This window comes from Flavobacterium sp. GQ95 (assembly GCF_059758655.1).
The window spans coordinates 90,844-116,196 of record NZ_JCAXEB010000002.1; the positions used below are offsets into that span (position 1 = coordinate 90,844).

Annotated in this window: 29 protein-coding genes; 5 read left to right on the forward strand and 24 right to left on the reverse strand. The window is 32.5% G+C overall.

The window, feature by feature from the left end:
- Positions 1 to 6: 6 nt before the first annotated feature.
- The 3 genes from AC6CH4_RS05055 to AC6CH4_RS05065 all read left to right on the forward strand — a co-directional run bounded on the left by AC6CH4_RS05055 (position 7) and on the right by AC6CH4_RS05065 (position 4,224).
- A complete protein-coding gene (locus tag AC6CH4_RS05055; RefSeq protein ID WP_498100745.1) occupies positions 7 to 792 on the forward strand; it encodes a glycerophosphodiester phosphodiesterase family protein in 786 nt (261 codons plus the stop codon).
- Between the two features lie 30 nt (positions 793 to 822).
- The gene (locus AC6CH4_RS05060; protein WP_498100747.1) at positions 823 to 2,751 is read left to right on the forward strand and encodes a family 43 glycosylhydrolase; all 1,929 of its coding nucleotides are present in this window, start codon (positions 823 to 825) and stop codon (positions 2,749 to 2,751) included.
- Between the two features lie 84 nt (positions 2,752 to 2,835).
- Positions 2,836 to 4,224 (forward strand): M20/M25/M40 family metallo-hydrolase, encoded by a 1,389-nt coding sequence (locus tag AC6CH4_RS05065; RefSeq protein ID WP_498100749.1) that lies wholly within the window; start codon positions 2,836 to 2,838, stop codon positions 4,222 to 4,224.
- Positions 4,225 to 4,329: 105 nt separating this feature from the next.
- Here AC6CH4_RS05065 and AC6CH4_RS05070 read toward each other — a convergent pair whose 3' ends face one another.
- From AC6CH4_RS05070 to AC6CH4_RS05145, 16 genes are all read right to left on the reverse strand, one after another.
- Positions 4,330 to 5,007, reverse strand: coding sequence for a YiiX family permuted papain-like enzyme (locus AC6CH4_RS05070; RefSeq protein WP_498100751.1), 678 nt, complete (start codon positions 5,005 to 5,007; stop codon positions 4,330 to 4,332).
- A gap of 107 nt (positions 5,008 to 5,114) precedes the next feature.
- A complete protein-coding gene (locus AC6CH4_RS05075; RefSeq protein WP_498100753.1) occupies positions 5,115 to 6,017 on the reverse strand; it encodes a hypothetical protein in 903 nt (300 codons plus the stop codon).
- 17 nt (positions 6,018 to 6,034) lie between these two features.
- A complete protein-coding gene (kdsA, locus tag AC6CH4_RS05080) occupies positions 6,035 to 6,853 on the reverse strand; it encodes a 3-deoxy-8-phosphooctulonate synthase (RefSeq protein ID WP_498100755.1) in 819 nt (272 codons plus the stop codon).
- A gap of 263 nt (positions 6,854 to 7,116) precedes the next feature.
- Complete coding sequence (locus tag AC6CH4_RS05085; RefSeq protein ID WP_498100757.1) at positions 7,117 to 7,914, reverse strand: arylamine N-acetyltransferase family protein; 798 nt, start codon at positions 7,912 to 7,914, stop codon at positions 7,117 to 7,119.
- A gap of 187 nt (positions 7,915 to 8,101) precedes the next feature.
- On the reverse strand, positions 8,102 to 8,734 hold the full coding sequence (locus tag AC6CH4_RS05090; RefSeq protein WP_498100759.1) for a hypothetical protein: 633 nt from the start codon (positions 8,732 to 8,734) through the stop codon (positions 8,102 to 8,104).
- The gene (locus AC6CH4_RS05095; RefSeq protein ID WP_498100761.1) at positions 8,734 to 9,297 is read right to left on the reverse strand and encodes a hypothetical protein; all 564 of its coding nucleotides are present in this window, start codon (positions 9,295 to 9,297) and stop codon (positions 8,734 to 8,736) included. The genes AC6CH4_RS05090 and AC6CH4_RS05095 overlap by 1 nt, the downstream gene beginning before the upstream one ends.
- Before the next feature lie 26 nt (positions 9,298 to 9,323).
- A complete protein-coding gene (locus tag AC6CH4_RS05100; protein ID WP_498100763.1) occupies positions 9,324 to 9,776 on the reverse strand; it encodes a 2-dehydro-3-deoxyphosphooctonate aldolase in 453 nt (150 codons plus the stop codon).
- 143 nt (positions 9,777 to 9,919) lie between these two features.
- Positions 9,920 to 10,597: a lysoplasmalogenase gene (locus AC6CH4_RS05105; protein ID WP_498100765.1), complete on the reverse strand. Its 678-nt coding sequence runs from the start codon at positions 10,595 to 10,597 to the stop codon at positions 9,920 to 9,922.
- 9 nt (positions 10,598 to 10,606) lie between these two features.
- Positions 10,607 to 11,878, reverse strand: a complete 1,272-nt coding sequence (locus AC6CH4_RS05110) for a sterol desaturase family protein (RefSeq protein ID WP_498100767.1) — start codon at positions 11,876 to 11,878, stop codon at positions 10,607 to 10,609.
- Positions 11,879 to 11,942: 64 nt separating this feature from the next.
- Entirely contained in the window at positions 11,943 to 12,218 is a 276-nt protein-coding gene (locus tag AC6CH4_RS05115; protein ID WP_294780715.1) for an ATP-dependent Clp protease adaptor ClpS, read from the reverse strand.
- A gap of 35 nt (positions 12,219 to 12,253) precedes the next feature.
- Positions 12,254 to 13,087: a 50S ribosomal protein L11 methyltransferase gene (gene prmA, locus AC6CH4_RS05120; RefSeq protein WP_498100769.1), complete on the reverse strand. Its 834-nt coding sequence runs from the start codon at positions 13,085 to 13,087 to the stop codon at positions 12,254 to 12,256.
- Between the two features lie 146 nt (positions 13,088 to 13,233).
- Positions 13,234 to 13,986: a triose-phosphate isomerase gene (gene tpiA, locus AC6CH4_RS05125; RefSeq protein WP_498100771.1), complete on the reverse strand. Its 753-nt coding sequence runs from the start codon at positions 13,984 to 13,986 to the stop codon at positions 13,234 to 13,236.
- Positions 13,987 to 14,044: 58 nt separating this feature from the next.
- The gene (locus tag AC6CH4_RS05130; protein ID WP_498100773.1) at positions 14,045 to 14,554 is read right to left on the reverse strand and encodes a TlpA family protein disulfide reductase; all 510 of its coding nucleotides are present in this window, start codon (positions 14,552 to 14,554) and stop codon (positions 14,045 to 14,047) included.
- A gap of 370 nt (positions 14,555 to 14,924) precedes the next feature.
- A complete protein-coding gene (locus AC6CH4_RS05135; protein ID WP_498100775.1) occupies positions 14,925 to 15,593 on the reverse strand; it encodes an alpha/beta hydrolase in 669 nt (222 codons plus the stop codon).
- Positions 15,594 to 15,744: 151 nt separating this feature from the next.
- Positions 15,745 to 16,845 (reverse strand): BT_3928 family protein, encoded by a 1,101-nt coding sequence (locus tag AC6CH4_RS05140; protein WP_498100777.1) that lies wholly within the window; start codon positions 16,843 to 16,845, stop codon positions 15,745 to 15,747.
- Between the two features lie 80 nt (positions 16,846 to 16,925).
- Complete coding sequence (locus AC6CH4_RS05145) at positions 16,926 to 17,465, reverse strand: DUF1599 domain-containing protein (RefSeq protein WP_498100779.1); 540 nt, start codon at positions 17,463 to 17,465, stop codon at positions 16,926 to 16,928.
- 152 nt (positions 17,466 to 17,617) lie between these two features.
- Between AC6CH4_RS05145 and folP the strand changes: the two genes are divergently transcribed.
- Together folP and AC6CH4_RS05155 are read left to right on the forward strand one after the other, a co-directional pair.
- A complete protein-coding gene (folP, locus tag AC6CH4_RS05150) occupies positions 17,618 to 18,442 on the forward strand; it encodes a dihydropteroate synthase (RefSeq protein WP_498100781.1) in 825 nt (274 codons plus the stop codon).
- A 172-nt stretch (positions 18,443 to 18,614) separates the two neighbouring features.
- Complete coding sequence (locus tag AC6CH4_RS05155) at positions 18,615 to 19,265, forward strand: hypothetical protein (RefSeq protein ID WP_498100783.1); 651 nt, start codon at positions 18,615 to 18,617, stop codon at positions 19,263 to 19,265.
- Between the two features lie 34 nt (positions 19,266 to 19,299).
- On the opposite strand, the gene rlmH is transcribed toward AC6CH4_RS05155, so the two are convergent.
- The 8 genes from rlmH to AC6CH4_RS05195 form a co-directional block, all read right to left on the reverse strand.
- On the reverse strand, positions 19,300 to 19,773 hold the full coding sequence (rlmH, locus tag AC6CH4_RS05160) for a 23S rRNA (pseudouridine(1915)-N(3))-methyltransferase RlmH (RefSeq protein WP_498100785.1): 474 nt from the start codon (positions 19,771 to 19,773) through the stop codon (positions 19,300 to 19,302).
- A gap of 85 nt (positions 19,774 to 19,858) precedes the next feature.
- Positions 19,859 to 20,161, reverse strand: a complete 303-nt coding sequence (locus AC6CH4_RS05165; RefSeq protein ID WP_498100787.1) for an antibiotic biosynthesis monooxygenase family protein — start codon at positions 20,159 to 20,161, stop codon at positions 19,859 to 19,861.
- A 103-nt stretch (positions 20,162 to 20,264) separates the two neighbouring features.
- A complete protein-coding gene (locus tag AC6CH4_RS05170; protein ID WP_498100789.1) occupies positions 20,265 to 21,680 on the reverse strand; it encodes an amidohydrolase family protein in 1,416 nt (471 codons plus the stop codon).
- A 196-nt stretch (positions 21,681 to 21,876) separates the two neighbouring features.
- Positions 21,877 to 22,185: a hypothetical protein gene (locus AC6CH4_RS05175; protein WP_498100791.1), complete on the reverse strand. Its 309-nt coding sequence runs from the start codon at positions 22,183 to 22,185 to the stop codon at positions 21,877 to 21,879.
- Positions 22,186 to 22,289: 104 nt separating this feature from the next.
- Positions 22,290 to 22,574 (reverse strand): GNAT family N-acetyltransferase, encoded by a 285-nt coding sequence (locus AC6CH4_RS05180; RefSeq protein ID WP_498100793.1) that lies wholly within the window; start codon positions 22,572 to 22,574, stop codon positions 22,290 to 22,292.
- 20 nt (positions 22,575 to 22,594) lie between these two features.
- Complete coding sequence (locus AC6CH4_RS05185; RefSeq protein ID WP_498100795.1) at positions 22,595 to 22,990, reverse strand: OsmC family protein; 396 nt, start codon at positions 22,988 to 22,990, stop codon at positions 22,595 to 22,597.
- 3 nt (positions 22,991 to 22,993) lie between these two features.
- On the reverse strand, positions 22,994 to 23,875 hold the full coding sequence (locus tag AC6CH4_RS05190; protein ID WP_498100797.1) for a pirin family protein: 882 nt from the start codon (positions 23,873 to 23,875) through the stop codon (positions 22,994 to 22,996).
- Positions 23,876 to 24,081: 206 nt separating this feature from the next.
- Entirely contained in the window at positions 24,082 to 25,182 is a 1,101-nt protein-coding gene (locus AC6CH4_RS05195) for a DNA alkylation repair protein (RefSeq protein WP_498100799.1), read from the reverse strand.
- Positions 25,183 to 25,353: the final 171 nt, after the last annotated feature.

The following is a 25,353-nucleotide window of genomic DNA, read 5'->3' on the forward strand; positions in this document are numbered from 1 at the left end:
GAAATAATGAAAATTCCTAACGCATTTAAAACATTTCTTTTAGTGCTAATAGCAATTATTTTTCATTCTTGTGGAGTGGAAAAAAACGCCATTGTAGCACATCGTGGAGCATGGAAAAAGAACAATCTTCCTGAAAACTCGATAGCTTCTCTGAGACATGCAATTGATTTAAAACTTCCCGGTTCTGAATTTGACGTTTGGAGAACGGCTGATGATTCTCTAGTAATCAATCATGATGCACATTACAACAAATTACTTATTGAAGCAACAAATTATGCTGACTTAATTCAGTTTAAACTTTCTAACGGAGAAAAGTTACCAACGCTACACGAATATATTACCGAAGGCAAAAAAAATAACAAGCATACTCTTTTGGTTTGCGAAATAAAGCCTTCAGAAATAAGTAAAGAAAGAGGAAAAAAGACGGCCTTAAAAACTATTGAAACAATCAAAAAACTACATGCGGATAAAATGACCTGTTATATAAGTTTTGATTACGAAATCTTAAAGCAAATTAGAGAAGTAGATCAAAAAACGGTGTTACAGTATTTGGAAGGGAATAAATCTCCAAAAGAAGTAAAATTAGATAAGATTTCAGGAGTTGATTATCATTTTTCTGTTTTTAAAAAACATCCGGAATGGATTAAAGAAGCAAAAGAGAATAATGTTATGCTGAATGCCTGGACAGTTAACGAAGCTTCTGACATGGATTGGATTATTGATCATAAATTCGATTATATAACTACAAATGAACCTGAATTATTAAAAGAAAGAATAAAGGAGAAAAAATAATCTTTTAAACTTTCCAAATAAAATGAAACTATGAAAAAAGCATATCAATTCACACTGCCAATTCTATTGTTTTTGATGATTGTCAACAACAATGTTTTCGCTCAAAAAGTGAATATTCCAGGGAAAACAGAATGGTTCGATCCAAATAAACCGGCAACAACTTATTGTAATCCAATTAATATTGGCTACAATTATACGACATACAATCATAACGGAATTCCGGAATCTCGCCGTTCGAGTGCCGATCCAGTTATCATTACTTTTAAAGGAGAATATTATTTATTTGCTACCAATCAGGCAGGTTTCTTTTGGAGTAAAGACATGTCAGATTGGAAATTTGTTTACGGCAGTTTTCAAAGAAAGCCCGGTGATGACGATCAGTGTGCACCAGCGGCGTGGGTTGTAAATGATACTTTATTTTATGTAGGTTCAACCTGGAAAAGAGATCATCCAATCTGGAAAACTGCTGATCCAAAATCAGGGCAATGGTTAAGACATGTTGATAAAGCAATGTTGCCAACCTGGGATCCTGCTATTTTTCAGGATGACGATAAAAAAGTGTATATGTACTACGGTTCAAGCGGAAAACTACCTTTAGTGGGTGTTGAGGTTGATTATAATACTTGGCTTCCAAAAGGAAATCAAGCCGATTATGAAAAATTATACAAAGCTACTGAAGTAGAGGATATTCAGCGTCCGTATGGTCAAATAAAGGAAGTTGCTATTCTGGATCCCTCAAATCACGGTTGGGAGCGTTTCGGTCCAAATAATGACATGGAACCTGCACCATGGGGGAATTTTATTGAAGGAGCGTGGATGACGAAACACAATGGTAAATATTACATGCAATATGGTGCGCCGGCGACTGAATTTAAGGGATATGCCAATGGTGTCCATGTCGGAGACAATCCTTTAGGCCCTTTTACATATCAAAAACACAATCCGATGTCGTACAAACCGGGCGGATTTGTAATTGGAGCCGGACACGGAAATACTTTTGCAGATAATTACGGAAATTATTGGAACACCGGAACTTGTAAGATCTCCATAAAAGATCGTTTTGAGCGTCGTATAGACATGTTTCCGGCAGGATTTGATAAAGATGATGTTATGTACTCCATTACAGCTTACGGTGATTTTCCGATCATCCTGCCAACTTCTCAAAGAAGTCAGGAAAAAGGAGCTTCTTCAGGATGGATGCTACTTTCATATAAAAAGCCAGTCAAGGTTTCTTCTTCTGAAGAATGTATGGAAGTAGAAACACACAGAATGGACAATGGTGGAAAAAAAGTCTATGAGAAATTCTGTTACGGTGCTGAGAATTTAACCGACGAAAATATTCAAACCTATTGGTCAGCGAAAACAGATACGCCTGGCGAATGGCTGCAACTTGATTTAGGCAGACAAATGGAAATAAAGGCCTTGCAAATCAACTATGCAGATCATAAAGCGACGCAATATAATAAGGCTATGGATATTTATTATCAGTATAAAATCTTCATGTCTGATGATGCTGTAAATTGGAAATTGGTGGTTGATAAGTCTCAAAATGCAAAAGATGTTCCGCATGATTATGTAGAGTTGGCAAAGTCAATTAAAGGGCGTTATATAAAAATGGAAAACATTCATAATGCCTCAGGATTGTTTGCAGTTTCAGATTTCAGGGTTTTCGGAAATGGATTGGGAGTAAAACCAAAAGCAGTTTCCGGTTTTAAAGTTACCAGAAACACTAAGGATTCACGAAATGCAATGATTAGCTGGAAAAAACAGCCAGATGCAGTAGGCTACAATATTTATTACGGAATTTCTCCAGATAAATTATACAACAGTATTATGGTCTATGACGAAAGTTCATATGATTTTAGAGGCTTAGACAAAGGCACAAAATATTATTTTGCTATTGAGGCTTTTAATGAAAACGGAATTGGTGTACAAAACAAGTTAATCGAGGTAAAATAATTTAAGAAAAGTTGCATTGAAATCTGTGGCAGGTCTAAAGAATTTTGTTCCTTTGTGCAACAACCCAAAAACATAATTAAACCTATGAAAAAAACGATTCTTTTAACTGTTTTAGTTTTAAACGGATTGACATCTTTTGCACAGTCAAATGATGAAAAAAACATTAAATTATTTTATAAAAAAGCTTTAACTGAGGCAAAATGCTATACTTGGTTAGAGTATTTATCTAATGATATCGGAAGCCGTTTATCAGGTTCTCCAAGTGCAGCAGCAGCGGTGCAATACACTAAATCTCAGTTAGAGGGTTTAGGACTAGATAAAGTATATCTTCAGGAAGTTATGGTACCTCATTGGGTACGTGGCGAAAAAGAAACTGCTTTTATTTTAGATAATAAAACGAAGACTACAGTGCCAATTTGTGCATTAGGAGGATCAGTTGCAACACCAAAAACCGGAATTACTGCTGAAGTTATTGAAGTACAAAGTATCAATGAATTAAAGACTTTAGGAGATAAGGTAAAAGGTAAAATTGTATTTTTCAACAGACCAATGAATCCTGAAAATATTGGAACATTTGAAGCTTATTCAGGTGCAGGAGACCAAAGACGCAGTGGAGCACAGGAAGCGGCTAAACTAGGAGCGGTAGGAACAATTGTTCGTTCTTTGAATTTACGTTTAGATGACTTTCCTCATGCAGGAGCTCAATCTTACGGTGATTTACCAAAAGAGCAATATATTCCGGCAGCGGCAATCAGTACTAATGGCGCTGAATTATTGAGTAAATTATTGAAAAATAATCCAGCTTTAAAATTTTACTTCAAACAATCTTGCGAAACATTACCCGATGTATTATCTCATAATGTAATTGGAGAATTAACAGGAACTGTAACTCCGGAGAATATCATGGTTGTTGGAGGTCACTTAGATTCCTGGGATTTAGCAGATGGTTCTCACGATGATGGAGCAGGGGTAGTGCAAAGTATGGAAGTAGTTCGTATTCTTAAAAACTTAAACTACAAACCGAAAAATACAATTCGTGTAGTTTTATTCATGAATGAAGAAAACGGTGGAAAAGGTGGTGCTAAATATGAAGAAGTTTCAAAACAAAAGAATGAGAATCATATCTTTGCTTTAGAAAGTGATTCTGGCGGATTTACACCAAGAGGATTTTCTATCGAAGCTGATGATGCAAATCTGAAAAAAATACAAGGATTTGCACCTCTTTTTGAGCCATATTACGTTCACAGTTTTATAAAAGGACATGCAGGGTCAGATATTGAGCATTTAACTTCTAAAACGATCGTTAAAGCAGGTTTACAACCTGATTCACAACGTTATTTTGATTATCACCATGCAGCAAACGATAAATTTGATGCAATAAACAAAAGAGAGTTAGAGCTTGGAGCAGCAACCATGACGTCATTAATTTATTTAATTGACCAATCAGGAATTGTTCTGCCAACATCGAATTAAGATTCGAAAAAATAGAATAATAAAAAAAGCGATGAGAAAATCATCGCTTTTTTTATTGAAAATATCTGTGTAAATCTGTTCGACCAGTAAAATCTGCAGGCTATATCAATAAGTATCAATTACAGTTTTTAATAAATCAGAATCAACAAGATCAGAAGGAGCAACCACTTTTTCTTCAAGTGGAACTTCATTTCCATATCTTTCTTTTAATATTTTCTGTACTCTTTCATCAGTCAAATTAAAATCCTTCAATTGTTTCAATTTTGACAGTTCTATTCCGGCACCATTTTTATAGATTTTCCAGACTAATTCAGAACAATAGATTCGGTTATCCGTCCATTCAAAATAAGCATCATATTCCTTGCCTAGAAATTGTTTGCCATACCTTTTCATTTTATCAAGAGTTTCTTCCGTTAAAATAGTACCGGCATTTTTGAGTCTCTTAACCACATATTTATGCTCTTTTCCATGAGCGATCCATTCTCCAAGAGGCGTTATTTTTACAGGCTGTACAGCTTCTAAAACAAATTCTCCACCATTCACAAATAAAATAATTCCACAATGCGAAAATTTCGAGTTTGTTGCAATTCGAACCGCTTCACATTGTTTTGATTCTGACGTCTGGAAAATGATGTCCCCATCATGAATTTTATTAGCAGCACTATTTTCTATTTTTGTTCCAGAAAACGGATTGTTTGGAAAAACCTTCATAGCTACAAACAATGCACATCCAAAACTGAGCAAAAATGTAATTATGGGAAATAGATATTTTGATTTTTTCATTGTTTCATTGTTTGACTTTTATGAATAAAGTATGATTTAGCAAATAAATGGCAAAAAAAATAGTTACCAAAATGATAACTATTTTTAAATATATTTTAGGAGAAATATTAGATTCTGAAAATTCCGCCTACAGCAATAATTCTTTGAAAAAAGAAAAAGTCTTGCGAAGCTTTGTCTTCATTACTAACTGTAGTCCTAATATCCTGCATATTAATATAACCGCTTTTTAGCTCACCCTGAAGGTAAAAATGTTTAAAGAAGGTAAAGTTGATTCCTGCTTTTGCAGATAGACCATATCCTGAAATGTGAAAATCGTCATGACGTTCTTTCCCTAAAAGAGTTGTATTGGTTTTAGGATATAAAACTCCGGCACCTAAACCTTCAGTTAAGTTAATCTGAACCTTATCTATATTTGGTAAACCAAACCATTTCGAAATATCATCATGTCTGGAAACCTCAGTATTAATATAGTTCAAACCATCTGTATGTTCGTACATTAAAAAAGCAGTACCACTCTGAGTAGCACCTTTCTCAAAACCACCTTCCTGGGCGCCACCTTGAGACATATCTACAGGTGTATTATTGTACTGTCCATTGTAAATAGATCCAGCCTGATCAGCAGGTAAATTAATATCACCAGTAACATTAGCTATTTGATTTTGTGTCATCACATATTTCATGTGATCCCAACCAATAGAAACGCTGTAATGGTCGTTAAAGAAATATCCCATTCTAAAATTAGTTTGCGGGATTGTCATGTTTGCCGGATTTACATAATCAATATGATATCCTTTTGGCTTATCATGAGCTTTCATATCAGCAACCGTAAAGTTGTAATCTTTTCCTCTGAAATTTACATCAGATTTGGTATAACTATCCCTGTTTCCTCCCCAGGAAACGAAAAATTTACCTTTGTTATGTGCTGTGTATTTTTCTACTGCGATTTCTTCCTGAGCAAAAGTGTTTAATGAAAAACACATCAAGAAGAAAAATAAAATATTTGTTTTCAATGAACGTGTATTAAAAATTAGAATGAATTAACTGTTTTTCTAATGGCAACCAATTTGGTCATTAAACCTTCAAAATAGTCTAAATGAAGCATATTAGCACCATCACTTTTTGCATTAGCAGGGTCAAAATGAGTTTCGATAAAAATACCGTCAACACCCACAGCAATACCCGCTTTGGCAACAGTTTCAATCATATCTGGTCTTCCTCCCGTAACACCGGCAGTTTGGTTAGGTTGTTGCAACGAGTGTGTTACATCCAAAACCGTAGACGCATATTGTTGCATAGTAGGAATTCCTCTAAAATCAACAATCATATCCTGGTAACCAAACATAGTACCACGATCTGTAATCATAACATTCTCATTATGACAATCTAATACTTTTTGTACGGCATGCTTCATGCTTTCCGGACTCATAAATTGTCCTTTTTTCAAATTTACTACTTTTCCTGTGTTAGCTGCAGCTACAACAAGATCAGTTTGGCGTACTAAGAAAGCCGGAATTTGCAATACATCTACATATTGCGCTGCCATATCAGCATCTTGATTTGTATGAATATCTGTTACAGTTGGAACGTGAAAAGTCTCTGAAACTTTTCTTAAAATTTTTAATGCTTTTTCATCACCAATTCCAGAAAAACTATCAATTCTCGAGCGATTGGCTTTTTTAAAGGATCCTTTAAATACATAAGGAATTTGAAGTTTGTCGGTAATACCAACTAATTTTTCAGCAATTCTAAGAGCCATTTCTTCTCCTTCAATGGCACAAGGCCCCGCCAATAAAAAGAAATTCCCACTTTCAGTATGCTTAATTTGTGGAATATGTTGTATGTTCATAATATGATTTTTTGACAGTGCAAAGGTAGTTATGATTTATCAATAGCAGATGAAGATTTAAGTTTTTTTTAAGAAGCTGATCCTGCTATCCATTGCAATCTTTTTCTCCAAATCCTTTTTTTATTGGTCTTTGCAGGAGCTTCCTCCGGTCGCTCTGCAAAAACCATAAAAAATAGGCTTTCTCAAAAAAGGATTTCCACTTCTATCAGGGCTAGGAGTTTAGTGGAATTACGATTTTTTAAGAAGTTTTGATTTTTTAAGCTTTAAGACTTTAACTTCAAATTAAATTCTGACTCCAAAATATCTTGCAATTGATTTTCTTCAAAAGAAATCATTTCTGTAATTCCGTTTATCACAGATTTTAAGGAATTTTTAGATAATATTTTTTTGCCCAACGGATTTTGTAAAACCACAATTAATTTTTGGGTAAAAACCGAATCCGGATGCGAGTAATTGTAATAATTGGCAGGTTTAAAATCGATCCATCTTTGTGGCGTCAAATCAAACGAATATAAATTCGACCATTCTTCTCCGATGAGGATTTGAAGTAAAAACTCATTTTCTTCTGTTTTAATCAAAGTAAAAGTGTCAGAATCATGCTGAACCTCAGTTGCCATTTCGCTTAGTTTCAAAGGTTTTCTGATGCTGTTTCCGCCAAACCCTAAATCAATCAGATATTCCTCATTTTCAATTGTGGCAATAATTCCCAAATGTGTTTTAGCATTTTGTCCCGGATTTACCAACGGACGTGCCGCAACATAATAATGCAGAATCCCGATTTCCTGCAAAGCCAATGAAAACAAACCGTTGATCTGATAACAGTAACCACCTCGTTTTTTATTCACAATTTGATCTACAATAGCATCACCATTTAACGATATAACTTTCCCGGCCTGCACATCAATGTTTTCAAAAGGCACACTGAACAATTGAGAACGCATTAATTTTGTAATACCTTCAATAGTCAATTCAATTTCTTCCGAAAAATTGATTCTGTCTAAGTATTGTGGTAATTCGAAACTTTCTGCTTCAATTTTATATTGATTTTTTGATTGTGTCATTTTAATTTTTTTGATTTTTCAGAAATGCTTCTAGTAAAATCAAAATTAAAGCATTTATATAAGTAGAAGGAAGAGTTTAACTTATTTTTAGGGGATTTCCAAGATTGGCCTTCAATAAATTTGCCCTCTCAATAATCTAAATATCTTGTAGTATAGTAATTTGTTTTGCTTTTAATTTAATAAAACTTTAATCATTATTGATTTCTTTTTTCTTTAAAAGAGTTTTAACAACTCCATACAAAACATTGGTATTCCAATCGTTTAAATAACTATAACCACGATTTACATTAACTGCATCGTCTTTAGAATAAATGGCAAAATAAGTAGTGTAACTTCTGGTTCTAACTTTTTCCCATGGTATAAATTCATTTTTAGGTTTTAAAGATGCAGTACTTAAAATAGTCAAACCGTCTTTAGTAACGATCACTTCACCGATTTTAATGTCTTCTCCTACTTCGTGTTTTTGGATGCATTTTGTTGCTATTTCTTTGAAATAAAGTTCCCATAAAGAGTCTAAAATTTCATTGCAAAGCTTATGATATTCATCTTTCTTTCTCCCAAAATAAGTTTTAAAATTGATCTTAATAATTTGATTATCATTATTACGAATCGAAATAACATATTCTCTCCCGAAAACGAATTTATATCTCATGAATTTTACTCCAAAATTATATTCAGCTATTTCATCTTTTTGAAAAGTGATAAAGGAATTATTTTTTAAATCTTTGCTGTCAAATTTTATTTGATTGTGCTCTAAGATTAGTTTTCTAGGATAATTGTCTGTAATCCCTCTTCGAATTGTAAATTCTTTTGAATCCATTATAAACTAGATTTTCTCCATTTATACAACATTGCTCTTTTGCGATTATCAATATCATTTATTCTAAAACCAGTAACATCTTCAATTTTATAAACTACAGGTCCCTCATCCTGGCCAAGTTTACCAACACAATTTAAAATAAAGTCGCTTTCTGAAACTTCAATAACAAATCCCGAAAAATAATCAGAGTTATTAATTTCAATACTTGTAATAATATCCAAATTGCCTTCCATTTGTTTGATAATTTCATAATCCCAATTATCATTATCAGAAATAGCAATATTAATTTTTTCTTCTTTTTCTATCTCTTTCGAATAATCAATAACGACTTGCATAGCCTTTGCATAATCATCATTAAAATCAACATTTTGAATTGCTGAAATCTGAGCTATGATTTGTCCGTCAGGTTTTCCGAAACTTGTATAATGCTGAATTTTGACAAGAGTTTCATTAAAATCAATAACATAACCACACCAAAACTTATCATCGTCACGATATTTCCAAACTCCTATTAATTCTTTATTTAATTTTGATCTTTCTAATATTTGATTAAAAATACTCACTTTTATTTTTTGTCTTTTTAGTTATTTTACTCTTTCTTCAAACTCAATCCCATCGGAACCATCAAAATACCTTTTTCATACACATTCAAATAAAGCGTAATAGGCTTCTTTTGCCCTTGCCAGGTTAATTCATATACATTCAGGAATCCTGCTCCCATATCGCTTCTTTTGGTTGGAAAAGGACAACAGGTTTCTAATCTTTTATAAGTAATTTTTTCACCATTTGGTCCTGCAAGAGCATTTAGAAAACGGGTTTCATTTAAAGTTTCATTTCTAGTATTTTGATAAAAAATATTCACGGGATAATCAGGATTATAGCCGTACTTTTTGTCTTTGCTAAAAAGCGTAATAGCAAATGTATTGTCTTTCTTCAAAATTAAATCGGGAGCGCTGTCATCTACATTTTTCAATGTCGATTTTGTGCTCACACAGGAAGTTGCAATTATAAGTAAAATGATAAAAAATGCTATTTTTTTCATGGTTTAAGGTATTGGTCGTACAAATGTAAAAGTAAAATAGTTTTTGCTTTAGATAAAATGATTAAAATTAATCAGCGAAATCTGCGTGCAAAAATAAACTAACGAAAATCCGTTTAATGTGTGTCATCTGCATTCCATGAAAGCTATTCTGCTTTTTTAGGATTCAGTTTTAATATACCAACTACAATCAGATATTGTGCCATAAGATAAGTCAGCATAATTAAAAATGAACTTCTTTCGATTGGTGCATAAAATTTATTCATTGCCAAAATACTATCTGAAATAACAAAGGCAATTGCGCCAATGAAAATGTATTTATTTCCTGGGTTTTTCCAAACAAAAAAACCATTAAAAGCAAATAAAACCATGATAGAAATAACGCTCGCATATACAGTAACAGGTATTTTTAAATCGCCCAAAAAAGGTAATAAAACAGAAAGCATTCCAATTAAATAAAGTGCAATTATAAAACTTCCAATTCCGAAAATAATACTGTTTTTTCGAGCCCTAGTTTTTATTTGATTATTAAAAACAACACAAAATATAACATGTGAAATTAAAAATGATATAAGGCCGAGAATAAAATAGATTTCGGCAATATCTGCAAAAAGTAAAATAACGTCTCCTATCCATGAAAACAGCAAAGCTACTAAGAGTGTATTTTTAGTGGGAAACTTTCGATATAGATATACTCCAAAGCCTAAAATTGGAATTAAGGCAGGTTTTAAAAATAAATCAAGAGTTTCATATCCTACAAGTAAAATAAGCAGATAAAGCAAGCTAAATGCGACATAGGTTTTAAAAATGATGGAGTTTCTCATAATTTGGGGTTATGAATTTAATATTTGGTTTTGAATAGTTCTAAAGTCTATTGTAATAAAATAAACAGAAGCTAAAAAAGACAAGCTTAAATAGCTTAAAATAATATAATTTGAGGCAAAGAAAGTTTGATTTAAGCCAAACCAATCTCCGTAATAAGATATAATGGCAATAGCGATCAAGAAACGTAATCCTTCCCAATAGACAGCATATTTGCTTTTATCCATCAATTCTGAGTAGCTGTAGATGGTGACTAAAATAAAAAAGCCATAAATAAAGATATTAGGTAAACCAATTTTGGCAATATTATCAAACAAATAGGTCACAAATAAAAGTGTTATTAATACTTGAGCGACTGACCAAGAAATAAGTTTTTGAGAGTTTTGCGTTCCATATTTTTCAAAATCATAAACATTCTCAATTTTGTGAACAGGATATTTTTCTTCAAAATTTTCCGGACGCCAGCCAGTTGGTTTAAACCAGATCGTAAGCTTGTCTTTCCAGTTTTCTGCACGCCAGGCATCTTTAATCAATAAGGCAAGATGTTGAAAATTAATTTTAATCGGATTCCAGGTATGAGCCGGTCTTGTGATTCCGAAAACCGGTGGAACATGATCTAATTCGGCCTGAAAAGTACCAAAAAGCTTATCCCAAAAAATAAATATCTGTGAGTGATTTTTATCTAAATATTCAGGATTTATGGCATGATGTACGCGATGATGCGAAGGAGTTACCAGAATATTTTCCAGAAAACCCATTTTTTTGATGTGTTTGGTATGGTACCAAAACTGCAGAAATAAATGCAGCGGCAAAGTAATTGCAATTACAGAAGCCGGAACGCCTAATAATGCGGCCGGAATCAATAAAAAAGTAAACAGATTAGCTAAACTCGCAATGGGCTGGCGTAAGGCGCAAGCTAAATTAAATTCTTCACTACTATGGTGAATCGCATGTTTGTTCCAAAAGAAATTAATTTGATGTGCCAGTCGATGACTCCAATACCCATAAAAATCGATGACAAAAAAAGCAATACAATAGGAGAGGATATTAACTTCAAGATGGTAAATAGCAATATTAGAAACCAGCCATTCGTAGGAAATAAAAGTCAGGCTTAAACCCAGGACATCCTTCACAGAATTAGTGATTCCGGAGCTAATACTCGATACGCTGTCTATTACAGGAGCAGTGTCTTCTTTTTTATAGATGCCGTAAATTTTTTCAATTATAATTAAAACCAAAAAAATAGGCGTGGCAATAATTAATATTTTCCCGTATTCTTCCATAAAAAAACATTCTATTTTATTTCAAATATAGAATAAAATAGAATGTTTTTTAAATTATTTACAATTAAACAATTTCGGCGCTAAGTCCAGCTTCCAAAAGCTGTGTACATTGAGGTTTTAGCTTGTCTATTGGCCCGGTTTTTACCGTGCATTTTCCGTTGTAATGTACAATTAAGGAACATTGTTCTGCTTGTTCAGCCGTGTGACTGCAAACACGCATTAAAGTATCAATTACGTGATCAAAAGTGTTTACATCGTCATTATAAACAATGATTTCGTTGTTGAAACCAACTGCTTCTTTTTCACGAACTCTTTCTCTTACTTTCTCTTTAGTACTCATGTTTTTAGGTTTTTGTACTGTTGTAATTACTATAACTAATTTACGTATTTTAATGAAACCCAGTTGTTTCTTTGAAATTTTTTAACATAAGTTAATCCTTTATCGGTGCATGAAGCATCGATAAACGGAATATCTTCTTCATAGAAACCACTAAAAAGAATAATTCCTTTTGGATTCAAACAATCAACATAACTTTGCATATCATTCAATAAGATATTTCTATTGATGTTGGCAATAATCAAATCGTATTTTTTACCAGCTAATAAAGTAGCATCGCCTTCATAAACGGTGATGTGTTTGCAGTTATTGCGTTCTGCATTTTCGATAGAATTCAAATAACACCAATTGTCAATATCAATGGCATCTATTGGCTGAGCACCTTTCATTTCAGCTAAAATGGCTAAAATTGCAGTTCCACAACCCATGTCTAGAGTCTTTAAACCTTCAACATCCATTTCTAGTAAATGCTGAATCATCATGTGTGTTGTTTCATGATGCCCGGTTCCGAAACTCATTTTTGGTTCGATTACAATATCAAATTCAGCATCAGTTTTTGGATGAAAAGGAGCACGAACGTGACATTTTCCGTCTACATCAATTGCTTCAAAATTCTTCTCCCATTCTTCGTTCCAGTTTACCTGATCGATTTCTTCAACCGTATATTCAATTTTAAATTCTTCCGAGTCTAAAATATAAATGTCATCCAGAATGTTTTCATCCCATAAATCTTTTTTCACATAAGCCGAAATTCCAGTTTCTGTTTCTGTAAAAGTCTCAAACGCTTTTTCGCCTAATTCAGCAATTAAAATTTCTGATCCCGGTTCTTTTGGCTCAATCGTAAAATGGTATCCTAAATATATATTTGACATAAATAATTTTTTTGCAAAGGTAACAATAGAAAGCAGAAGTTGCTTATCTCGGAGAACATTATTAATTTAAGAATTATTTAAAGCACAAAAAAAAGCGTTCGCATAGCGAACGCTTTTATATGACAATTAGATATCAAAATCTAAAATTAAATAGCCGTTACAATTGCTAAGAAATCATCTGCTTTTAAAGCAGCGCCTCCAATTAAACCACCGTCTACGTCTGGTTTACCAAAGATTTCTTTTGCGTTGTCTGGTTTTACAGAACCACCGTATAAAATAGAAACTTCGTCAGCGATTGCAGCTCCAAAAGCTTTACGGATTGTTTCTCTGATAAATTCGTGCATTTCCTGAGCTTGTTCCGGCGAAGCAGTTTCTCCGGTTCCAATTGCCCAAACGGGTTCGTAAGCTAAAACAACTTTTGACCAGGATTCTTTTGTAATATGGAAGATACCATCACGCAATTGATTTTCAACAATATTGAAATGATTTCCTGATTGACGATCTTTTAATTCTTCTCCAAAACAGAAAATTAAAGTCATATCATGTTTCAAAGCTGTATCTACTTTGTTTGCGATTAATGCATCAGTTTCATGAAAAATAGCACGACGCTCAGAGTGACCTAGAATTACTGTATTTACACCAATGCTAGTTAACATGTCGGCAGAAATTTCTCCTGTAAAAGCACCACCTTCAGCCTGGTGTACGTTTTGTGCAGCAACTCCAATTGTTGTGTTTTTAACTTTAGCAACTGCTGCTTGTAAGTTTACAAATGTTGGTGCAACAATTACCTGAGCAGTTGTTTGTGCAGGTATTTTTGTAATTAATTCACTTAATAATTCTTGAGTTTGTTCTGCGTTTTTATGCATTTTCCAGTTTCCTGCAACAATCTTTTTTCTCATTTTGGTAGTTTTTATTATTCTTTTAATTTTTGTTTTTTGTGGTAATTTATAAAGCTGTTTAAGCTTGTTTTAAACTTTTTAAAGTTTCATTTATTTTATCAAAATCAGTTTCAATAGCTCGGTATAAAACGATTTTTCCTGTTTTGTCAATGATAATATATCTTGGAATCCAGTCCAGATCAATTGCTTTTCCAAAAACACCTTTCATACCATCATTCATCATAAAATGATCGCCTTTTAATTCGTGTTTTTCAATACCAATTTTCCATTTTTCAGCCGTTTTATCAGCAGAAAGAAATAGGTAAGAAACATCTGGATTGTTGGCTTGTAAGTCTTTTACTTTTGGCATTGCTTTTACGCAGTCTCCACACCATGAGGCCCAAACTTCGATTACCAAAGTTTTTCCTTTATATTTTTTTAAAATGTTTTTGAAAGAAATCTGACCTCCATCAACAGTTAATAACTTTTCAGATAACGCTTCTTTAGAAAAGCTTGTTTTTTCCGTTTTCTGAGCTTGAGAACATGAAAAAGTAATAAATGCAATTACAATCAGGGCTATTTGTTTCATACTTAGATAAATTTTGTTTTTAATAGAATAATATACCGCTCATCATTTCTTGTGATTCAGAAATACGGATAATTCATGCCGAACAAAGTTAAACAAACAAATTGAAAGCTAAATAGAGATTAACAAAATTTGAAGAGTCGTTTATTTTGTAACAAAACTGAAAATTTCGGTTAGAAAAACGCGATTGAAATCGTAATAGTTAGTTTGAAAAATGAAAATTTTTGGAAATGATCTTCTAATGAGGTAAAATTTTGAACGTATTTTTTGTTTTTGAGTAAATTTTAAAATTGAAAAACGTCAGATTTCAACAAAAAAGTCTTCAATAAAATTTTATTTATTGAAGACTTTTAAAATATTTTTTGTGGAATTATTAATTCAAATCATAATTACCATTTGCCCATTTTTTACAAGGAGCAATCCATAAATCTAATGCTTTGTACAAAAAGCCGTGCTTCAGATTGGTATTCAATTCGATTTCTTTAAAATGATTTATTTTGAGTTTGGAAGTTTCTTTTCTTTTAATTGCTGAAACGCCGTAAATATCTGATTTTTCATAAATGGTTAAAATGTTTCCACAGTAATTGATATCCGGAATTTGTTCTATATCGGTATCCATAAAACAACCTATAAAAACAAAATTCATATCTGGATTAGCCACAAAAGTCGAGACATATTGTGCAATATAACCGCCTTTCGAAGTTCCGATTACAGTTATTTTATTTGGAGGTACGCCTTTTTTAAGCAATTTATTAACCTGTTTGGCTATTTTTTCAGCGTAGTCATAAACATTAGTGTTTTTCTTTCTGATTTCACTGTAAACAATAAAATTGTCTTTTCTGAAGGAAGCTAAGATCTCGTTGTATTCTGCTTTCCCATATTCCGGATTTGCGGTATTCAAATCATTTTCTTCAATAAATTTATTGTGTAAAAAGAATATATATAGTTGATTTTGTTTTGGTGTTTTTTCCTGGCTGAAAGATGTAAAAATATAAAATACGGTAAATATAGAAGTAAATAAGAACTTTAGTGATGGTTTCATAGATTGCTTTGCTTTCTTGGGATAATTGTACCAAAAATATAAAACAAAAAACATAATTTAATATTTTTCGTACGAAATGTTTTGACAAAGAAAAACGCCAATTTAACTACAGGAATAGAAAAATTGGCGTTATTATATTTATTTGAAAATATTACAATTTCAAATCATCAACATCATTATAATGCACTTTCTGAATAACAGTTCCGTTGTGTAAAACAACAATACTAGGATTGGCTCTTTCAATCGTTTTTAGAGCCGTTGCATCACAGAAATAAAAATCAACATTTAAGCCGTACTGTTTTTTAGCTTTTGCAATTTCATCAGCTCCTGAAGCTGTCATAGCAACTACTTTGTAGCCTTTAGCTTTTGCTTCTTTGTTTAAACCTTCTAACTTTTTCATTCCCGCTGGTTCAGATAAAGCCAAATCATAAGTAACAAAAAGTAATAATTTTGGCTCTTTTAAAAGTTCCTCTTTATAGTCAGAATCGTCTTTTGTCATCGTGAAATCATGAATTGGCGGAACATAACCTTCTGTAATCACTTTGTCTTTTCTGTCAACAAAAGTCGCTCCTGCAGGAATATTCATTAGATCTTTTTCACCAAATTCTTTATCAACGCCGTTTACTTTGTAGATGAAAATCATTTCAACTACAGACTTTGGAGCACCTTCTGGAATTTCCATTCCTTTTTCTATATTAGTTCCTACTTTGTAAGGACGGAAATCTTTAATCGGATTGTGATTCAAAACCCAAAACGCCATAAATGCACATAAAGCAACGCTTACATAAACGGCAAAATTGGTTTGTGGAGTTGAAAATAATGGTTTTACTAATTTCTGATTAAAGAATAAAATCAAAATAAAGAAAAGCAATACCACATCTTTTGTGAATGATTGCCAAGGCGTCAAATGCAAAGCATCTCCAAAACATCCGCAATCTTTTACCACATCAAAATAAGCAGAGTAGAAGGTAAGGAAGGTAAAGAAAACGATTAAAATCAATAAAGCCCAAATCGTAGTTCTTGTTTTATAACCCACCAATAACATTACGCCTAAAACCACTTCTAAAATTACTAAAAAGATAGCTAAGCCTAAAGCCAATGGCTCTAAAAACGGCATATTGAAAACCGGTTCGCTAAAATATTCAGCCAGTTTATAGGAGAAACCAACCGGATCATTTAGTTTTATTAATCCTGAAATGATAAATAATACGCCGACAAATATTCGGGAGAATTGAGTAATGATGTTTTTCATAGTTTGAGGTTATTAAAAATTCCAATTTTTAAATTCCAAATAGTAGGGATTGGAATTTGGAATTTTATCTTTTGAATTTTTTATTTCAATGGGTTTAAAATCAAAGCAAAAACCGCATAATTAATCATATCCTGATAATTAGCATCGATGCCTTCCGAAACTAAAGTTTTACCTTTATTGTCTTCAATTTGTTTTACGCGAAGTATTTTTTGAAGAATCAAATCAGTCAACGAGCTTACACGCATATCACGCCAGGCCTCGCCATAATCATGATTTTTGGCTTCCATTAACTCTTTGGTCAGTTTAATTTTAGCGTCGTATAATTTGGTTGCTTTTTCAACATCTAAATCTGGCTGATCAGCAACGCCCAATTCTAACTGAATCAGAGCCATAATCGAATAATTGATGATTCCGATGAATTCTCCTTTTTCATCTTCATCTACTTTACGGATTTCGGTTTCCTGTAAACTTCTGATTCTTTGTGCTTTTATGAATATCTGATCGGTTAGCGAAGGCAGTCTTAAAATTCTCCATGCACTACCATAATCTTTCATTTTGTTGATATATAGTGTACGGCAAACCGTAATTACATTATCAAATTCAAGGGAAGTATTCTTCATTTATTGCTGTATATTTGCTAAAATTTCTTCAAAAATAAGGATAATTTTTTAAGAGTTTCAAGTTTCAGGTTTTCTTTGTTTCAAGTTTTTTCTAAACAAAGTGTTAATGCTATAACTTGAAACTTGAAACCTGAAACAAAAATAACTAACAGATGCTGATTAACTGCAAAGGTCAACTTATTGATTTGTCAATTCCTAAAGTAATGGGAATTTTAAATGTGACGCCGAATTCCTTTTTTGACGGAGGAAAGTATAAAAATGAAGAGGAGATCATCGCTCAGGTAGGTAAAATGCTTTCAGAAGGGGCGACATTTATAGATATTGGTGCTTATTCGAGTAAACCAAGTGCCGAATTTGTAACCGAAGTTGAAGAAATTGAACGTATTGTTCCGGTAATTGAATTGATTTTAAAACATTTTCCTGAAGCTTTATTATCGATAGATACTTTTAGGGCTGAAGTTGTAAAAGCAAGTATAGAAAGCGGCGCATCAATTATAAACGATATTGCAGCAGGAGAATTAGACGATAAAATGTTTGATGTAATTGCAGCATACAATGTTCCGTATATAATGATGCATATGCGTGGGAATCCGCAAACCATGCAGACTTTGGCGCAATATGATGATATTGTAAAAGAAATGCTTTTTTATTTTTCTGAAAAAGTAAAAAAGGCAAGGAACCTTGGAATTAATGATTTAATCTTAGACCCAGGTTTCGGTTTTGCCAAAACAACCGATCAGAATTATGAAGTTTTACAAAAAATGGAACTTTTTAATTTATTAGAATTGCCAGTTTTAGCTGGGGTTTCAAGAAAATCCATGATTTATAAAACGTTGCATACTACAGCGCAAGATGCGTTAAATGGAACAACAGTTTTGAATACAATTGCGTTAACAAAAGGTGCAAAAATTCTGCGTGTGCATGATGTAAAAGAGGCGGTGGAATGTGTGACTTTGTTTGAGAAAATGAATTTGTAAAATCTCCGCGTATTTTAAACACATAGAAACATAGATTTTTATGTGTTTAAAAAAGAATACAAAAAGAAACATGTTTCTCACACATAACTTATGTGTCTTAATGCAAATGAAATGCCTTTTCTAAGTTTACAAAATCTATGTTTCTATGTGTTTAAAATTTAAATTTTAGTTTATGAAATACTTAAGTTTCCTGTTAGTGGTTTTTCTTTTTTCATGTGAAGGAAAAAAAGACGTCTTACTCCCAAAAGCAAATGTTTCAATTGTAAAAGACGTTCAAGATTATTCGCCAATTTATATCTTTTTCAAAACAGAAGGCAAAGACACAATCGCCGAAGTAAACAGAAAAAACAGTATCATCTCAACCAACTGGATTTTCAATATTGACAAGCGTTTGCCTTTGAGATTAGTGATTCCGGAAGTAATGAAACTACAGGAAAAAAAGCGAGGAGAGAAAGCCCACAAAAATGAAAAAGCACAAAATTATTATTCTTACGCAGATTCTATTGGAAAGAATTTAGCTTTTTTGCCTTTCACGAAAGTGTACTATAAAATGGAGAATGTTAGCAAAAATATTAGCCAGTTATATTTTAGAAAAAATGGAATGATAGAATATAGAGGAAGAAAAACGTATGATTTTTCTAAAAATAATCTGAAACCTTTTTTGGACAGCTTAGTGATAAATCCGAAAGCTGAAATTATATTTTCATACGATAAAAATATGCTTTATGGAGATTATATTCAGTGTAAAACCTTGGTAAAAACTATAATTGATAAAAAGATTCCATTTGTTTTTATAAGTGAAGAAGAAGAATTTATCTACTAAAACTGAATACTAAAAACTTCGACTCTATACTTTCTTATTGGTGATGATAAGGTTCATTTCTTAAAATAGTAAAACCGCGATACAACTGTTCGATAAAAAACAAACGAACCATTTGATGTGAAAACGTCATCAGCGAAAGTGAAATTTTTCCCTGAGCTTTGCTGTAGACCATATCTGAAAAACCGTAAGGGCCACCAATAACGAAAACTAAAGTTTTAATTCCGGAATTCATTTTCTTTTGTAATTCTTCAGAAAAACCAACGCTGGAGAAGTTTTTTCCGTTTTCATCCAATAAAATCAATTGATCTGTCGGAGAAAGTTTAGACAAAATCAATTCGCCTTCTTTTTCCTTTTGCTGACTTTCAGATAAGTTCTTTACGTTTTTGATATCGGGAATAATTTCCAAATCAAATTTGATATAAAACGACAAACGTTTGGTATAATCGTCGATTAATGTCTGCAACGATTTATTGTCGGTTTTGCCAATGGCGATAAGTTTGATGTTCATCTGATAAATTATTTTTTGCCATGAATTGCGCGAATTTAAAAAAAAAGAATCGGTGATAATCCGTTCAATCCGTAAAATCTGTGGGCTATTTTCTATTCTCAAAAACGGTTTCGAAATGTTCTACAATCGGAAATGGCTCATAATAATTGTGCAAAATCTTCTTCCATTCTAAATAAGGTTCAGAATTTCTAAAGCCTACTGTATGATCTTCAAGTGTATTCCAATCAACTAATAAAAGATACTTGTTTTCTATTTCAAGACATTTCCGTAGTGTGTGGCCTAAATATCCATCAACTGAAGAGATATATTGACTTGCCTTTGCAAAATCAACTTCGAATTGAGTTAATAAATCTCGTTTAATATAAAGAAAAGCGGCTTCCAGGATCATATTTAATAGGATTACAAATTTATTTTTTATCTGCTGAATCTGCTAAATCTGCGTGAGATAATTTTAGCACGCAGATTTAGCAGATTCAGCAGATTTTATTATTTTAGTTTTTAGAAAATTTATCTTCAAAAGTTTTAAATCTTGCATCCAAATCTTTCAATAATTGTTTTTTTACCGATGCATCCTGAATAAAACTATAATTGATGCTATTGTAAACATATTGTTTTATGGTCGCATACGAAACATCAGGATATCTTTTTGTCAATAAAACATATTGTTCTGTCATATTGGTTCTCAAGATTCCAGCATCATCTGTACTAATTACAATTGGCACATTAAATTCTTTGTAAAGCGTGAACGGATGACGACCGTCTTTTACTTTCAAAATAAATTCATTGCTTGCCAGATTAATCTCAATCGGAATATTGTTTTTGGCCATATAGCGCAACAGATCATATGAGTTTTGTTCGTATGCGATATCAACTCCGTGTCCAATTCTGTTTGCGCCCGCAATATGAATCGCATCATTAATATGCCAGGTTAAATCTTCCGGCTGAACCAAACCTAAAGTAAGTTCACCTGCATGCAGCGTGTATTTTACATCTGGAAATTTAGCGTGACAATATTTAAACATAACCATGTGCAACCAATAATCCTTCATAGAATTTTCGCCATGTTCAGGTGAAACGATGTTTACACCGGCAACCAATTTGCTATCGTTTGCCGAGATAAAAGCAATAGTCAAATTCTTGAATAAATCAACCGGATCCATAAAACGAAGGACAAAGTTTTGATAACGCATCGTAAATTTCTCGTCGTCGATTTTTAAGTCTTTGTGCAATTTTGCGATGAAATTAGTATTGAAATCGATCGCATATTTTTTGGCTTCTTTATGCTGAATACTTTTATACAATTCATCTAAAAGTTTTATTACCGCTTTTTCATCTTTTTGAGTGGAAGCCTGACGTAGTTTTGAATTAAAATCGGTTAAGTCAGAAACATTCATATCGCACGGAATCGTTGATAATTGTGTTTCGATGTAACTTACATTTTCTGCAATGGCACGTTTTTTTAATTCGAGCATTCCTTCTGCAAAGTGACCTTGGATAGTAGGCTCGAATTTTTGAAAAGAGTCAAAAAACAAATCATCAGAAGGTACGGAACCATTATAATCTTTAGCTGACCAGGTTTGCATTACTAGTTGCTGATAGAAAGATAATTTTCCTTCGTTTTTGAGAGAAGAGAAAATTTGCCAATTGCCTTTTGAAGGTTTTATTTTAGCGACTTCCATTGTTTCTAAATTCAGATAAAAATCTTCTGCAATGGCTCTTTCCAAAAGCGGTTCTGTATAAATTGATCCCGAAAAATGATGATGTAAATCGCCTCCTTTAGGCATTTGTTGAAAAAAAGCTGTTAAGAGAGCTTCGTTGTTTCTAATTTTTTCTAAATAGTTGTCAACTGTTTGAGAAAAGCCGATTTGCGCTATAAAAAAACAGAAAAGTGTAATTATCCTCGTCATACTCTAAGTTTAAATTACATGCAAATGTAAGGCTTTTCGAGGAGATTTGAAAATGTGTTTTGCTTTGCGTTGATTTTACCGCAAAGTTCACAAAGGTTTTACGCAAAGAGCGCTAAGTTTTTTTTGAGATTTTTGGAGAAGTTCGCTAAGCTATAAGATAATAAATAGGAGTGGTAGAGTCAGAATTAAATATTTATTATAAATCATTTATTTTATTTTCTAGCATTTGAAGTTTTAAATCTTGCGTTTTAATTAGTATTTCTAAAGTTTTAATTTGGGTATTTAGTAATTGTATTTCCATATCTTTCGTCTCAAATCTTATAGTTATTTCTTTCATGAATTCAGCTAAATTTCTAAAAGTTTCAGTCATAGCAATAGTTTTTTCTTTTTCACTTTGGACAAATTCCATTGTACTTTTAAATTGTGAATGAATTGTATTAAACTCTTCTTCAGTTGCAAATTTGAAAATTTTGTAATCTTCTTTCAGTTTTTCTAATTCTTCCATTTGAATGTTTTTATAAAAATATTAAATATTAAAAAATAAGACGTACAGCTGTACGTCTCTATATTAAAATCTCAGAAGCTTAGTAGCTTAGAATCTTAGCGACTTTAAGAAAAAAGTACATCCCTAATTTCCTCAGTCTTATCAAAAACACTTTTTGCAAAAGGGCAAAGCGGAATAATTTTCAAGTTATTATTTCTTGCATAATCTACTGTAGCCATAAGTAATTTTTTGCCAACACCTTTTCCGTTGAATTCTTCGCTAACTTCCGTGTGGTCGATGATGAATTTTGAATCTCCAGCCCAGGTGTAAGTCATTTTTCCAGCTTCTTTTCCGTCTTCTACAGCTTCAAAATGACCTCTTTTTATATCGTTGATTTGTTTTATTTCCATGATTGTTTATTTAAGATTATTTATACTAGAGAAGTTTCTATTTTAATTGTATTTATGAGTGTTTTATGAACCGGACAACTATTTGCGATTTTCAAAATTCGTTGCTTTTGCGCATCGTCTACATTACCTGTGATTAGGATTTTTGTTGAAAGCAAAGAAACGGTATGTTCTTCATTTTTTTCAAAGTCAACCCAAATTGCGAGCTCTGAAACATCCCATCCTTTGCGGTCAATATACATTCGTAACGTAATTAAAGTACAGGAAGCCAGAGATGAAGCCAGAAGTTCAAACGGACTAAACCCTAAATTTTTTCCGCCCATTTCCTGTGGTTCATCTGAAATCAGAATATTGCCACTTTTAGATGTTATTTCAGTACGATATTTTCGTGTATCGATTTGTGCTTTAATGGTATCCATAAATTATTTGATTCTTGGTTCAGGTAATGGGACAAACTCGGTTTCGCCCGGAACTTTCGGGAAAGTTTGTTCTGTCCAGTCTTTTTTTGCTTTTTCGATGAGCTCTTTATCTGAAGAAACAAAATTCCAAAAGATAAAATGTTCTTCAGGAAATGGCTGTCCACCAAAAATATAAACAGTAGAGTTTTCTGCAATTTCAAACTCACATAAAGTACTATCATTGGTTATCAGAATCTGTTTTGGATCGTAAACATGCTCGCCGCTTTTAATGCTTCCTTCCAAAATATACAATCCGCTTTCGCCGAATAAATCTTTTCCAATATTGATTTTTTTAGCCTCTTTACTTTTAATTTCAATAAAATAAAGTGGACTATAAACTGGAACTGGAGATTTTTTTCCGAAAGCTTCTCCGGCAATTAGTTTATACGAAACACCATCTTCTTCCCATTTCGGAATATCATCTGCTTCAACATGTGCAAAATTCGGATCCATTTGTTCCAATTCTTTTGGAAGTGCTACCCAAATTTGTAAACCGTGCAGCATTTTATCAGAATGTCTTAAATACTCCGGAGTTCTTTCAGAATGTACAATTCCTTTTCCGGCCGTCATCCAGTTTACAGCGCCTGGTTTTATTTCTAATTCGGTTCCTAAACTATCTCGGTGCATGATGCTTCCTTCAAACAAAAATGTCAATGTTGAAAGGCCAATATGAGGATGCGGAGGAACATCCATATTTTCATGATCACTTAAATGAGCAGGTCCCATATGGTCGATAAATACAAATGGTCCGACAGCTCTTTTTTCACGGAAGGGCAATAATCTGCCTACCATAAAATTGCCAATATTGGCAGAACGTTCTTCGATAATTAAACTGATATTTGACATGGTTATTTTTGATTTGAAAACAAAATTACAGTGGTAACTGCGATCTGTAACTTAATTTAGATTAAGAAAATTGTTTTTAAGTGTTAACTATAAAAGTAAGAAATAGAATTTTAAAGAATCTATTTGAAATGAAAATATAACACGAATTAAACGAATTAACACCAATAGATTAGTGAAAATTGGTGTAATTTGTGTTTGTTTTTTAATTACCTAATCAATTCAAATTCCAAAGCCTCACTTTCTGTTCCATTAATAATAACAGACAATTGATGCATTCCGGTATGGAAAACACGAGTTGTAATTAATTTAAAAGATTGATTTCTTTCGACTTTGGTTAATTGATTAGACTGGTAGATTTTCTCACTGATTTTAAAGACTTTTTTAGCCAGATGCCCTTTTGATTTTTTATAATGAATCGCGTATTCTAAACGAATGGTTTTGGCTTCACTATTTTTATTATTTAAGTGAAATTGAAACTGTAAATATTCTCCAATTTTGACTTTTGGCGTTTTGATTTCGAAATTTGAAAGTTCGATATTGGTACTTTCTAAACCATAGTGACTCAGTATTTCAGGATGTCCTTGTTTTAGTAAAGTACGGCAACCGTGTTTTATAATTCCATCCGTTTCTTTACTGATGTCTTTCCATTTTTGAGCAATTTCAAGTACAATTTCCGGATTATCTTTTACAATATCATTCAGGTTATTGGCTACGCTTCGGCGAACATATTCTGAAGGATCATTTTTTAAATTCTCTAAAATAGGCAGAATCGAAGTTGGATCTTTCTTTAAAAACGGAATTGCCATTGCCCATGGTAATCTCGGGCGAGAGCCTTCGCTGGACAATCTGCGTACATGATGATTTTCATGCAACGACCATTTTCTCATTTCATCGATCATCTTTTCTTTATATTTTAAAATGAAAGGACGAACAGCAAATTCACAACTGATAAATTGTGTAATGGACACAAAGGCTTTCGCTGAGGTTTTAAAATCGTCTAAACCGTACTTTTCGATATAATCGGCAAAGAAAATGAACGCCAGGTTGCCATCAGTAAAACTGTTTTTCTTTAAGGTTTTAATTATTTTGTCAATTAAAGCAACGGCTTCCGGAAAATTTTCAGGCATAAATTGATGCAAAACAACTGTCGTATGTTTCATGCGGTCTTTCCATTCTTTTTGCGCAAAATCGCCGTCGTAAATCGCTTCAATAAATTTTTGTTTGTTGAACGTCGGGTGCACTTCGGCGACAGCCTGACCAAATTTTTCGTAAAAAGAAACTGAGTAAATATCTTTAATTAATCCCATGATTTTGTTTGAATGAACCTCAAAGATATTTAATGTTCTTTAATTTTTGAACCATTAAGGGATTAAGTTTGGTAACTGTAAATGCTAAATTTTTCTTGATATCTTAATGGTGAAAAAAAGAGATAATTAAGATATTAATTGACTTTTCGTGTTAAAGGAACTTTTAAATCC

Bases quoted from the DNA above. Each gene is read 5' to 3' on its own strand.
- AC6CH4_RS05055 (WP_498100745.1), top strand. From the start codon at position 7: ATGAAAATTCCTAACGCATTTAAAACATTTCTTTTAGTGCTAATAGCA.
- AC6CH4_RS05060 (WP_498100747.1), top strand. From the start codon at position 823: ATGAAAAAAGCATATCAATTCACACTGCCAATTCTATTGTTTTTGATG.
- AC6CH4_RS05065 (WP_498100749.1), top strand. From the start codon at position 2,836: ATGAAAAAAACGATTCTTTTAACTGTTTTAGTTTTAAACGGATTGACA.
- AC6CH4_RS05070 (WP_498100751.1), bottom strand. From the start codon at position 5,007: ATGAAAAAATCAAAATATCTATTTCCCATAATTACATTTTTGCTCAGT.
- kdsA (WP_498100755.1), bottom strand. From the start codon at position 6,853: ATGAACATACAACATATTCCACAAATTAAGCATACTGAAAGTGGGAAT.
- AC6CH4_RS05085 (WP_498100757.1), bottom strand. From the start codon at position 7,914: ATGACACAATCAAAAAATCAATATAAAATTGAAGCAGAAAGTTTCGAA.
- AC6CH4_RS05090 (WP_498100759.1), bottom strand. From the start codon at position 8,734: ATGGATTCAAAAGAATTTACAATTCGAAGAGGGATTACAGACAATTAT.
- AC6CH4_RS05100 (WP_498100763.1), bottom strand. From the start codon at position 9,776: ATGAAAAAAATAGCATTTTTTATCATTTTACTTATAATTGCAACTTCC.
- AC6CH4_RS05105 (WP_498100765.1), bottom strand. From the start codon at position 10,597: ATGAGAAACTCCATCATTTTTAAAACCTATGTCGCATTTAGCTTGCTT.
- AC6CH4_RS05110 (WP_498100767.1), bottom strand. From the start codon at position 11,878: ATGGAAGAATACGGGAAAATATTAATTATTGCCACGCCTATTTTTTTG.
- AC6CH4_RS05115 (WP_294780715.1), bottom strand. From the start codon at position 12,218: ATGAGTACTAAAGAGAAAGTAAGAGAAAGAGTTCGTGAAAAAGAAGCA.
- prmA (WP_498100769.1), bottom strand. From the start codon at position 13,087: ATGTCAAATATATATTTAGGATACCATTTTACGATTGAGCCAAAAGAA.
- tpiA (WP_498100771.1), bottom strand. From the start codon at position 13,986: ATGAGAAAAAAGATTGTTGCAGGAAACTGGAAAATGCATAAAAACGCA.
- AC6CH4_RS05130 (WP_498100773.1), bottom strand. From the start codon at position 14,554: ATGAAACAAATAGCCCTGATTGTAATTGCATTTATTACTTTTTCATGT.
- AC6CH4_RS05135 (WP_498100775.1), bottom strand. From the start codon at position 15,593: ATGAAACCATCACTAAAGTTCTTATTTACTTCTATATTTACCGTATTT.
- AC6CH4_RS05140 (WP_498100777.1), bottom strand. From the start codon at position 16,845: ATGAAAAACATCATTACTCAATTCTCCCGAATATTTGTCGGCGTATTA.
- AC6CH4_RS05145 (WP_498100779.1), bottom strand. From the start codon at position 17,465: ATGAAGAATACTTCCCTTGAATTTGATAATGTAATTACGGTTTGCCGT.
- folP (WP_498100781.1), top strand. From the start codon at position 17,618: ATGCTGATTAACTGCAAAGGTCAACTTATTGATTTGTCAATTCCTAAA.
- AC6CH4_RS05155 (WP_498100783.1), top strand. From the start codon at position 18,615: ATGAAATACTTAAGTTTCCTGTTAGTGGTTTTTCTTTTTTCATGTGAA.
- rlmH (WP_498100785.1), bottom strand. From the start codon at position 19,773: ATGAACATCAAACTTATCGCCATTGGCAAAACCGACAATAAATCGTTG.
- AC6CH4_RS05165 (WP_498100787.1), bottom strand. From the start codon at position 20,161: ATGATCCTGGAAGCCGCTTTTCTTTATATTAAACGAGATTTATTAACT.
- AC6CH4_RS05170 (WP_498100789.1), bottom strand. From the start codon at position 21,680: ATGACGAGGATAATTACACTTTTCTGTTTTTTTATAGCGCAAATCGGC.
- AC6CH4_RS05175 (WP_498100791.1), bottom strand. From the start codon at position 22,185: ATGGAAGAATTAGAAAAACTGAAAGAAGATTACAAAATTTTCAAATTT.
- AC6CH4_RS05180 (WP_498100793.1), bottom strand. From the start codon at position 22,574: ATGGAAATAAAACAAATCAACGATATAAAAAGAGGTCATTTTGAAGCT.
- AC6CH4_RS05185 (WP_498100795.1), bottom strand. From the start codon at position 22,990: ATGGATACCATTAAAGCACAAATCGATACACGAAAATATCGTACTGAA.
- AC6CH4_RS05190 (WP_498100797.1), bottom strand. From the start codon at position 23,875: ATGTCAAATATCAGTTTAATTATCGAAGAACGTTCTGCCAATATTGGC.
- AC6CH4_RS05195 (WP_498100799.1), bottom strand. From the start codon at position 25,182: ATGGGATTAATTAAAGATATTTACTCAGTTTCTTTTTACGAAAAATTT.